Annotated in this window: 9 protein-coding genes and 1 rRNA gene; 4 read left to right on the top strand and 6 right to left on the bottom strand. The window is 62.8% G+C overall.

The features are described from left to right. The 4 genes from CH305_RS17680 to CH305_RS17665 all read right to left on the bottom strand — a co-directional run. Positions 1-95: ribosomal RNA gene (locus tag CH305_RS17680) — 16S ribosomal RNA — on the bottom strand; the annotation flags it as partial. A gap of 471 nt (positions 96-566) precedes the next feature. Next, positions 567-968, bottom strand: coding sequence for a RidA family protein (locus tag CH305_RS17675; RefSeq protein ID WP_032379662.1), 402 nt, complete (start codon positions 966-968; stop codon positions 567-569). Beyond that, positions 965-1,762, bottom strand: coding sequence for an IclR family transcriptional regulator (locus CH305_RS17670; RefSeq protein WP_094704444.1), 798 nt, complete (start codon positions 1,760-1,762; stop codon positions 965-967). Before CH305_RS17670 ends, CH305_RS17675 begins: the two co-directional genes overlap by 4 nt. After that, the gene (locus CH305_RS17665) at positions 1,759-2,781 is read right to left on the bottom strand and encodes a sugar kinase (protein WP_256983847.1); all 1,023 of its coding nucleotides are present in this window, start codon (positions 2,779-2,781) and stop codon (positions 1,759-1,761) included. The genes CH305_RS17670 and CH305_RS17665 overlap by 4 nt, the downstream gene beginning before the upstream one ends. An 85-nt stretch (positions 2,782-2,866) precedes the next feature. Between CH305_RS17665 and CH305_RS17660 the strand changes: the two genes are divergently transcribed. From CH305_RS17660 to CH305_RS17645, 4 genes are read left to right on the top strand one after another with little or no spacing between them, the layout of a single operon-like run. Continuing rightward, positions 2,867-4,189 carry an alanine racemase gene (locus CH305_RS17660; protein ID WP_032402694.1) on the top strand — a complete coding sequence of 441 codons (1,323 nt, stop codon included), beginning with the start codon at positions 2,867-2,869 and terminating at the stop codon, positions 4,187-4,189. 14 nt (positions 4,190-4,203) lie between these two features. Continuing rightward, complete coding sequence (locus tag CH305_RS17655; protein ID WP_094704442.1) at positions 4,204-5,817, top strand: amidohydrolase family protein; 1,614 nt, start codon at positions 4,204-4,206, stop codon at positions 5,815-5,817. Continuing rightward, positions 5,814-6,452 carry a bifunctional 4-hydroxy-2-oxoglutarate aldolase/2-dehydro-3-deoxy-phosphogluconate aldolase gene (locus CH305_RS17650; RefSeq protein ID WP_094704441.1) on the top strand — a complete coding sequence of 213 codons (639 nt, stop codon included), beginning with the start codon at positions 5,814-5,816 and terminating at the stop codon, positions 6,450-6,452. Before CH305_RS17655 ends, CH305_RS17650 begins: the two co-directional genes overlap by 4 nt. Further along, entirely contained in the window at positions 6,449-7,888 is a 1,440-nt protein-coding gene (locus CH305_RS17645; protein WP_032402691.1) for a GntP family permease, read from the top strand. Before CH305_RS17650 ends, CH305_RS17645 begins: the two co-directional genes overlap by 4 nt. A 34-nt stretch (positions 7,889-7,922) precedes the next feature. Here the strand turns inward: CH305_RS17645 and CH305_RS17640 are convergent, their stop codons facing one another. Then, positions 7,923-9,032, bottom strand: a complete 1,110-nt coding sequence (locus tag CH305_RS17640) for a hypothetical protein (RefSeq protein ID WP_037148313.1) — start codon at positions 9,030-9,032, stop codon at positions 7,923-7,925. 61 nt (positions 9,033-9,093) lie between these two features. Next, positions 9,094-10,275 carry an NAD(P)/FAD-dependent oxidoreductase gene (locus tag CH305_RS17635; protein WP_094704440.1) on the bottom strand — a complete coding sequence of 394 codons (1,182 nt, stop codon included), beginning with the start codon at positions 10,273-10,275 and terminating at the stop codon, positions 9,094-9,096. Between the last annotated feature and the right edge of the window lie 134 nt (positions 10,276-10,409).

The raw sequence follows: 10,409 nt of genomic DNA, 5'->3' as shown, positions 1-10,409 counted from the left end.
CCGCTCGTGTACCCCGAAAGGCCTTACCGCTCGACTTGCATGTGTTAAGCACGCCGCCAGCGTTCGTCCTGAGCCAGGATCAAACTCTCCGTAAAAGACCTGCGAAACAACAACCCCCGAAAAGGCTGCGAATCAGTCAAAGACATCAAGTCAAATCACTAGCAAATAAACTCAACTAGCATTTTTTCAACAACACCCGACAACAACCACCACAAGCGGATGGCTGATACATCGAATGCTTTCACCAAACAAAAATTCGGCACTGACATTCATCGACACACTGTTGAGTTCTCAAAGAACACGCACACACCATTGCCACCGTTCACACGGTAACGCCGGGGCTTACACGCTCGAACCCCAGACATGGCTCATTACTTTCGAGCCTTGCCTGGGTTGTTCAGTGCATACTCCGTACAACCTCGTTGTCCCTGTCCGTGAAGACCGGGTCGGTGTCCGTGTCGCTCTGACTCGACAAAAGTTACGCGAAGACCAACACATACGCAAATCGCCTGGTCAGATGTAATTTCTGCGTGAACATCTGACCAGGCGACCCGGTACGAGGTCCGTCAGACGATCGCAACGGCATCGATCTCGACCAACATCTCTTCCCTCGGCAGTCCCGTGAACACCGTGGTGCGGCTCGGCAGTACGTCGCCGGAGGTGTGTGCGGAGACAAAAGCGCCGTATGCGTCGTTCATGATCGAGAAGTCCTCACGCTTGGTCAGGTACACGCGCAGCATCACGACGTCGTCGAACGTCGCACCGCCGGCCTCGACGATGGCTTTGACGTTTTCGAGAGTGCGAGTGGTCTGCGCGGCGACATCGCCTGGGTACAGGTATTCGCTGGTAGCAGGATCCACCGGGCCCTGTCCGGATACCTGCACGAACGGGCCCTTCCGTACTCCCTGGGAGAACGTGTGGGCGGGTGCCGGGGCACCTGTGGTGCGGATTTCGATCTTCTCGCTCATTTTTTTCCTTCCATCGGGCTCTTGTCGGTTGTCATACGGTCCTGGAATTCCTGCGGCCGCCAGCCCAGCCCCTCGGAGATTGCAGCCGCGGTCCGTTGCACCTCGGGCAGCGTCTTCAGCACTTGTTCGTGGTCGAGCAGCATGTCGGGTACCGACATCGAGACTGCGGCCACGACGTCACCGGTTCCGTTGCGCACAGCGGAGCCGACGCAGTTGACGAACGACTCGTGCTCCTCGCGGTCCTCGGCGAATCCTTGCGAGAGGACGAGGTCCAGCTCACGCAGATATTGCTCAGCCGTTGTGATGGTTCGTTCGGTGAACGGCGTGTAGGTGATGCGGTGCGCAATCTGCTCACGCTCTGCCCGTGGGCGCGCAGCGATCAAGATCTTCCCGACGGCTGTGCAGTGCAGCGGCGCAGGCTTGCCGACCCGCGAATACATCCGCACGCTCTGTTTGGCGTCGAATTTGTCGATGTAGATCACCTCACCCGCTTCGTACGTCGCCAAGTGGATGGTCTGACCGGTGATCGTGTTGAGTTCCGCCAGGTGTTGCCGGGCGACGCTCCGTATGTCGCGCTGTTCCAATGCGTGGTTGGCCAACTCGAAGAGTCTCGATCCGAGTTGATACCGGTGATCGGCATCGTGCTGAACGAATCGGTCGCTTTCCATGGTGCGAAGCAGCCGCAGCACGGTGGTCTTGTGCACGTCGAGAACCGTCGCCAGCTCGTCCAGCGATTTCGATCCGTCACCGAGCAAGCCGAGGATCGTCAGCGCCCGCGAGAGGCTTTGACTCACTGCGACACCTCCGAACAACGGGCGGCAGTGGCCGCGTAGTCCAGTGTCGCCCATTCGGAGTCGTCGAGTTCGGCCAGCCGGATCAGCACGTCGAGAGGCAGTACAGACGCGATATCGCCGTGCCCGGTGAGCGCACCCGCCGCACACAGGTGACCGAACCGAACACGCTCGACAGCACTCCTTCCCAGCAGCAATGCCGTCAAGTAGCCACCCGCGAAAGCATCTCCCGCACCGATCTTTTCGACGACATCCAGTTTCAGTGCCGGTACATCGACTCGAGTTGCGCCCTCGAACGCCGTCACTGTGTGCGCGTCGTTCTTGATCACCAAGTGCTGCGGTTGGGGGAACATCCGACGCAACTCGGCCGGATCCGACGTCCCGAACACCAGCGCAGCTTCGTCGGACCCCATCGAGACCACATCGCTTCCGCGGACATGCTCGCCGAGTACGTCCGCGGCTTTGCCCGATCGCGACTTCCACAGCGCCGGCCGATAGTTCAAGTCGAAGCTCACGGTGGTGGATAGGTCCATCAGTGCTCTGGTCAGTTCGGCCGCACTGTCCGAGATGGCCACTGTAATTCCCGTGAAATGAATCAGGTCGGCTCGGGATACCAGTTCAGAAGCCACCTCGGTGATGTCGCTGGGCGACAGTGCGCTCGCGGCCGATCCGGCCCGAAAATAGGTCATCGCGCTGTCTCCGGACGCGAGGTCGTATCGGTCACCGGAACCCGAGCCGCGCTCTTTGATGTACATACCCGTGGGGCGCTCGTCGTCGATCGCCACGCCCGAAGTATCGACGCCTGCGTCCGCCAATTGCCGGACCAGGTACCGGCCGAAGCCGTCGTTACCCACCCGAGAGACCCACGCAGCATCGACACCCAACTGACCGAACACCCTGGCGACGTTCGCTTCGGCGCCGCCGGACGTGCGATGAAACGTTTTCGAGTTCTCCAGCGGACCCGCTTCGGCAACCAGAACGACGAGGCCTTCACCTACACACACCGCTCGGGGTGTTTTCACGTCGATCTCCTCGAAGTCTTGCGGGAACGCTGCATGTCGTTGCAGACTACAAAGCATAAACATATTGCGCAACTATCGTTGCACAATGCGCAACGCACGGAGATCTTTCAATGGAGGAACGAACGTGATCGACACGGATGCCGTCGAAGAACTGAGTCGACGAACCCTCGGGCCCGAGCACAAATCGCTTCCACCACGGTCGTGGGGGCATACCGTCGAGAGCTTTCTCGCCACGTCTCCCCGGCTTTCCGAATTCACGACCCCGGTGCTCACCCTCGATCGTGCGCGTATGGCGTCGAACATCTCGGTCATGGCCGACTGGACGGCACGCGCGGGGGTGCTGCTCGCGCCCCACGGCAAGACGTCGATGGCCCCTCAGCTGTGGAAACAACAGCTCGATGCCGGAAGCTGGGCGATCACCCTCGCAACCGGGTGGCAAGTTCAGGTGGCACGCGCATTCGGGGTCGGACGCATCGTCCTCGCCAACGCCGAGATCGACCCCGTCGCGTTGACGTGGGTTGCAGCCGAACTGGATTCGCATCCCACGTTCGAGTTCTACTGCTGGGCAGACAGTGTCGCGACGGTGCACGAGATGGACCGCATTCTGGCGACACAGGGGCAGCGCCCCATTTCGGTGATCGTCGAACTCGGTGGCCCACACGGCCGTACCGGCGCACGCACGATCGAGGAAGCAGTGTCCGTTGCCCGTGCGATCGCGGCGTCGTCACGCCTGACCTTGGCCGGCGTCGGCGGTTACGAGGGAGCACTGAGCCACGACCGCTCCGAGGACGGCCTCGAGGCAGTCCGAAAGTATCTCGACCAGGTCGCCGATCTCCATCGCGCACTCGACGCCGAGGGGCTGTACGGCGAGCACGCGGTGGTGACCGCGGGCGGCAGCGCCTATCAAGATCTCGTTGTCGAGCGACTGCATTCGCTCACCACGGAAGATGGCGTACGCACCGACGTGGTGCTTCGCTCGGGTGCCTACGTGGTGCACGACGACGGCTTCTACTCACAGATTTCTCCACTCACTCCCGCCCGCACCGACGCGCCACTGACCTCGGCGATGCACGGATGGGCGCGCGCCGTCTCCCGCCCCGAGCCAGGTCTCGCATTGCTCGACGCAGGCAAAAGGGACTTCCCGTTCGACGAGGGAATGCCCGTGCCGCAACACATCAGAGGGAACGAGCTGCTCGACCCAGGAGCCGAGGTGACCGCTCTGAACGACCAACATGCGTTCCTACGACTACCGGCAGAAAGCGCGGCGGCACTGCCGGTGGGGTCGGTGGTTCGACTGGGTCTGTCACATCCCTGCACCGCATTCGACAAATGGCGTCTCGTTCCCGTGATCGACGACGCGGACAGCGACGATCCACGAGTGGTCGATCTCGTTCACACATTCTTCTAGAGAGCCGAAATCCTATGCCCAGTACTCTCTTTCGAGGTGCCGACGTCATCGACGGCACCGGATCGCCACGATTGCGGCGCGACGTCCTCGTGCGCGACGGTGTCATCACGTCGATCGTCGAGCCCGGAGCTGTGCCCGGGGCCGACAGAATCCTCGACGCCTCGCCCGGTCAGGTCCTCTCCCCCGGGTTCATCGATATGCACGCCCATTCCGACCTTCGACTGCTGACCGACCCCGATCATTTCCCGAAGATCAGTCAGGGCGTCACAACCGAGGTCATCGGGCAGGACGGCATCGCCTACGCCCCGATCGACGACGCCACACTCGACGTGGTGCGACGTCAGATCGCCGGATGGAACGGCAATCCCGTCGACCTCGACTTCTCGTGGCGGTCGGTCTCGGAGTACCTCGCGCGACTGGACCAGGGCATCACCCCGAACGCTGCGTATCTCGTCCCTCAAGGCACATTGCGCTACCTCGCGGTGGGTGCGGACCAGCGACCGGCGACGCCGTCCGAGATCGCCCACATGCAGGAATTGTTGGCGCAGGGCCTGCAGGAGGGCGCTGTCGGGATGTCGAGCGGTTTGACCTACACGCCCGGAATGTATGCGGACACAAGCGAATTACGCGCACTGTGCGAGGTCGTCGCCGAGTTCGGTGGGTTCTACGCGCCCCATACCCGATCGTACGGTGCCGGCGCGCTCGACGCTTACCAGGAAATGCTCGATCTCTCCCGGGATACGGGATGCGCGCTGCATCTGACGCACGCCACGATGAACTTCGGAGTCAATCGTGGAAGAGCACGTGAGTTCCTCGACCGCGTCGACTCCGCAATCGCCGACGGGTGCGACGTCACCCTCGACACGTACCCGTATCTGCCTGGAGCCACCACACTGTCTGCGTTACTGCCGAGCTGGGCGATGTCCGGTGGCCCGGACCGAGCCCTGGAACGGCTCGACGACCCGGACATGCGACAGCGCATCGAGCGGGATGTCGACGTGAACGGGTCCGACGGTTGCCATGGAGTCACGGTCGAGTGGGACACCATCCAACTCAGTGGTGTGGCCAATCCCGAACTCGATCGCTACGTCGGCCGCACGATGTCCGACATCGCGTCCGACGAAGGACGCTCACCGGTGAACGTGTTCTTCGACTTCCTTCGCCGCGATGCGCTGGCCACGACGATTCTGCAGCACGTCGGGCACGAGGAGAACGTGCGCGAGATCATGGCGCATCCGCACCACATGGGTGGCAGCGACGCGATTCTGGTGGGCGAGAAACCGCACCCTCGGGCCTGGGGCACTTTCCCTCGCTACCTCGGGCACTACGTGCGCGACGAGCAGCTTCTTTCATTGGAGGATTGCATCAATCACTTGACCGGACGCCCGGCTGCTCGGCTACGGCTGCACGGACGCGGCACGATTGCCGAAGGCCATGCAGCCGATCTCGTCCTGTTCGACCCGGCGACCGTGCGCGATACAGCCACCTTCGAGAACCCGAAACAACAAGCCGAGGGAATCAGCCACGTCATGGTGAACGGCGCATTCGCCGTCGACGATCGCCGCTCCACCCACGCACTGGCGGGCCACGCCCTGCGCATGGATCCCACCCGAAAGCAGACGTCATGAACGCACTGTCGGCAATTCTCGAGGACCGCGCACTGTCGGTGGTCCGTGCCCCGCACATCTCCGATCCCGCGGCGTTGGCAGATGCGCTCGCGCGCGGGGGAATTCGCGCACTCGAGCTGACCTTCACCACTCCCGGAGTTCTCGAACTGATCCGAGGTGCGTCCGATGCTGGTGCCGTCGTGGGGGCCGGTACCGTACTGACCGCCGATCAGGCGCGGTCCGCGGTCGACGCCGGCGCACGGTTCGTCGTCACGCCAGGCCTGCGACCCGAGGTCGCCGCAGTGGTCACCGATGCCGGAATCCCGCTGATGATGGGCGCACTCACCCCGTCCGAGGTGATGACCGCACTCGATCTCGGGGCGAACGTGGTCAAAGTCTTTCCAGCACGGACTGTCGGGCCGGCGTATTTCAAGGATCTGCTCGGTCCATTTCCGGACGCCAAACTCGTTCCGTCCGGCGGCGTGAACACAGGCAATGCCGCCCAGTTCCTCGCGGCCGGTGCCGTGGCCGTGACCGCAGGCACCGATGTGGTTCCACCGGCATCGGTCGCCAACGCCCAGTGGGGCGACATCACTGCACGAGCCCAAGCGTTCGTGGCAGCTATCAGCGCAGACATCAAGGAAGGCTCGTCATGAATTCTGTGGTCGACTGGCTCAGAACCTCCACACCAGGTCTACTCGTACTGTGCGGCATCGCAATTGCCGTGCTACTGGTAGTCATCATCAAGGTCAAGCTCGAACCGTTCATCGCGCTCCTCATCGTCGGTCTCGGGCTGGCCCTCGCCGCTGGTCTGCCCGTCAACGAGATAGTCGGCACCGCGATCAAGAGCAACGAGTCCTTGCTCGAAACCGGCTTCGGTGGAATCCTCGGACACATTGCAGTCATCATCGGATTGGGTACCGTGCTCGGCGCGATCCTCGAAAAGTCCGGTGGCGCACAGGCATTGACCGCAAAGCTCCTGGGGGTGTTCGGAGAACGCGGTGCACCCATAGCAATGGGCCTGCTGGGCTTGATCTTCGGCATTCCGGTCTTCTTCGACATCGGCATCTTCGTGCTGGCTCCGCTGGTCTACGTGGCGGCACGCCAGGGCGGAAAGTCGCTGGTCCTCTACGCGCTGCCGATGCTGGCAGGTCTGTCCATGACGCACGCATTCCTACCGCCGCATCCCGGGCCGGTTGCCCTCGGTGGCTTGCTCGAAGTCAACTTGGGATGGCTCATCCTGTTCGGGTTCATCTGCGGCATTCCCGGTTTCATCGCTGCGGGCCTGGTGTGGGGTAATTGGATCGGCAAGCGAATCATCGTCGACGTTCCCGAGGACTTCATCAACGACGGAGACGACACGACCGCAGATGGTGGTGGCACCGGCACGGTAGCAACGAAGCGTCCGGTGATCACGACGCCGCCGTCGGTGGGAACCATCGGTGCAATTATCGCCGTTCCTCTGGTCTTGATCCTCGGTGCCACATTCGGCAGCATCCTGCTCGATCCCGGCAACCTACTCGAAGTACTGACGTTCTTCGGCACCCCGGCCGTCGCGCTTCTCATCGCAGTCCTGATCGCGTTCTACGTGCTGGGCATTCGACGCGGGTCCACGGTCCAGGAACTCAGCAAGCTGACCGGAGAGTCCCTTCGTCCGGTGGGCATGCTGCTCCTGGTGGTCGGCGCAGGCGCGTTCTTCGGAAAGGTCATCTCCGCCACGGGTATCGGCACGGCCCTGGCCGACACCATGGCGGCCGCAGGTCTTCCCATCATCGTGTTGGCGTACATCATCAGCTGTGCGCTCAGGGTCGCGCAAGGGTCGGCAACCGTGGCCATCGTGACTACCGGCGGCATCGTCGGACCACTGGTGGCAGCCCAGGATTACTCCGCTCCGGCCGTTGCGCTGATCGCCATGTCCATCGCGGCGGGCTCGATCATCGCCAGCCACGTCAACGACGGCGGTTTCTGGATCATCTCGAAATTCTTCAATCTCACCGTCAAGCAGACACTGCAGACGTGGACGGTCCTCGAGACGATCCTGTCCGTGGTCAGCTTCGCCGTCGCGGGAATCCTCTTCGCGATCATCGCCTAGAGCCAGTGGCGCGGTTACGTGCCTCGGGCGGCACCTAATCGCGCCACTGCGTCCGCACCTGATCACCGACGAAATGTGTGTTCTCGGCAGACATTTCCCGGCTACCCGATCGGCCCACCAGATCGTCGATCCGATCGTCCAGACTGTGGGCACGGGTCATCGCGTCGGAAGTTCGAGCCTCGCTTTCGGACGACTCGACCAGATTTGCCAGGCGGACCAACGCGGCTACCCGACCGGTCAGCTGCGTCCACACCACTTCCAATGCGCCACGCCGTGATTCGACCTGAGCGGCGGTCTCCTCGTCGACCATCGTCTCACCGATCCGGTTCAACTCGGTCGCTACCGTGCGCAGGGAGGTGGCGTCGACCGAGATCTCGGTGAGCTCGACGAACAGGTCGAGTTGATTGCGCTGAATCTCGAAGTACGTGGACTGCCATGCCGGCGATCGGCGCACTCGGTCGAACGATGTTCCCGCCAGAAAGAGCAGAGTGTCGTATCGATCGACGAACCGATCGTCCTTGCGATCGACGAACTGATCGACCACGCCGGTTGCCCATTCGACCCGGTCACCCACAGGAGTTCGGCGCGCAAGCATGCTCACCCGATCCGTGGCCGCGTCCACCAACGACAGGCCGCGCTCCGCAACCGGACCGAACCGGCGTGGTGCAGGCGTCCTCATCAGTGCGTCGAAGACCGAATCCCGTTGATCGAGATCGAGATGCAGACCTTCCCGACGCTCCTTCCGTGCCGCACGCACCCCGGTGGCGTAGTGCCGATTCGACATCACCACCGTGGTGCGCTGATGGTTGATGCGCTTGGTCAACTCGGCAACCCGCACTCGGTACACCAGCGCCGACCCTGGCTTACTCGTCGTGTCCTTCGCGAGCCACCGATCGCGCTCGTCCACCAGGTTTCGCAGCGTGCCGAATCCCCCGATCGACGGCAGCGAGCGTCCCGCGTGCCATCGGTTGATCAGTACTACACGTGTAGGCTCGTCCACCCGCCCGGCCGCGACAGCGATGGCGGCCGCGTCGGACAGCGGCTCGGAATGTCCGGGCAACCGGCAGTCGGCACAGCGGCTGTGAACTTCGTCGTCGAATCGGGCGCGCTGCTCGGCCGACCCACTGCCATCGAACTCGGACATCGTCTCTCCTAGGTCACGCCCAACCGTCGCTGGTCCGCTCGCTTTCGAGTGTTCCAGAAATTCAAATCAGCCCGCGGAGCGATTGCTCTGTCTGCGGCTTCTTGTCCGCGAGAAGCGTGCGCGCCACATCGAGACCTTCCCAGACGTTCCACATCAGCACACCGCGAACGACGGCCTCGTCGTCGACGTAGTACACAACGCCCTCCTTGCCGACCGACTTCCAATCCTCGACGGTGCTCAACGACGTGGACAGCGTTCCGATGGCCTGGTAGCCGTCGTCGTAGATATCGGAGTAGAAGTACGGGGTGTAGGAGTACGGCTCGGCCGCCCCGGCCATGTTGCGTCCGGCGGCCTTGCCCATCTCCGTAGCGTTGTCCACGTGCTCGACGCGTCGACGGCCGAGAATGGCGTCGGGATAATTCGCCACATCACCGGCCGCGTAGACGTGGTCGTCCTCGGTCCTCAAGAATTCGTCGACCACGATGCCGTCGTCCACCGACAGTCCGGCAGCGTCGGCCAGTTCGGTGCTGGGCCGCACACCGAGACCGAACACGACCCCGTCCGCCTCGAGTGTGGAACCGTCGTCGAGTTGCAGTTGGACGCGGGCCGACGCCTCGGCACCGGAGGTCACTTTCGTTCCTCGGCGCACGGTGACTCCGTGATCGGCGAATCCCTTGTCGAAAAAGGCAGCCAGGCTCGGCGGGAACATGTGCGCGCCGACTACGGCGTCGGATGTCACGAGAGTGACCTTCACGCCCTGGAGAGAAAGGGCAGAAGCGATCTCGGTGCCGATGTATCCGCCACCGACCACGGCGATGTGATCGGCGGTCTTCGTCAATTCACGCAGCGCCCGGTAGTCGGCGAAGGTGCGGAAGTACACCACCCGCGGACTGGGCGCGAGCTCGATTCGCGTCGGTTCGGCTCCCGTTGCCACGAGCAGAGTCCCGTACTCGTAACGTTCTCCCTGGTCCGTCGTCACCGAGGAATTGGACCGGTCGATCGACGCCACCCGCGTTCCGGTGTGCACCTGTGCGTCGGTGTCGGAAGCAGTGTCGAGCGGAACCTGATCGCGACCGAAGTCCGAGTCGGTCCACAGCTTCTTCGAAAGCGCGGGCCGGGTGTACGGCTCGTCGGAATCGGCCCCGAGAATGCCGATGGAGCCGGTGGTGTCGCGCTCGCGGATCCCGCGAGCTGCACTGTCGGCAACCATTCCCCCGCCGATGATCAGGTAGTCGTACTGCATCGTTCACTCCTCGATGTCGACGTGATTCGTCAATGGGGCTACCCGGAACGGCGTCGTCACAATCCCGCTGACGGACCCGCAGGAATACCTGCAGGTCGGGGGAACCGACCGGACTGTATCGAGCATCACACCCT

Origin of the sequence: Rhodococcus sp. 15-649-2-2 (assembly GCF_002258645.1) — a bacterium.
Taxonomy (GTDB): Bacteria; Actinomycetota; Actinomycetes; order Mycobacteriales; family Mycobacteriaceae; genus Rhodococcoides.
This window is presented reverse-complemented; position numbering and strand designations above follow the sequence as displayed.

What these genes read in the sequence shown, in the direction of transcription:
- CH305_RS17675 (WP_032379662.1), bottom strand. Translation starts at nt 968, where the DNA reads ATGAGCGAGAAGATCGAAATCCGCACCACAGGTGCCCCGGCACCCGCC.
- CH305_RS17660 (WP_032402694.1), top strand. Translation starts at nt 2,867, where the DNA reads ATGCGCAACGCACGGAGATCTTTCAATGGAGGAACGAACGTGATCGAC.
- CH305_RS17655 (WP_094704442.1), top strand. Translation starts at nt 4,204, where the DNA reads ATGCCCAGTACTCTCTTTCGAGGTGCCGACGTCATCGACGGCACCGGA.
- CH305_RS17650 (WP_094704441.1), top strand. Translation starts at nt 5,814, where the DNA reads ATGAACGCACTGTCGGCAATTCTCGAGGACCGCGCACTGTCGGTGGTC.
- CH305_RS17645 (WP_032402691.1), top strand. Translation starts at nt 6,449, where the DNA reads ATGAATTCTGTGGTCGACTGGCTCAGAACCTCCACACCAGGTCTACTC.
- CH305_RS17640 (WP_037148313.1), bottom strand. Translation starts at nt 9,032, where the DNA reads ATGTCCGAGTTCGATGGCAGTGGGTCGGCCGAGCAGCGCGCCCGATTC.
- CH305_RS17635 (WP_094704440.1), bottom strand. Translation starts at nt 10,275, where the DNA reads ATGCAGTACGACTACCTGATCATCGGCGGGGGAATGGTTGCCGACAGT.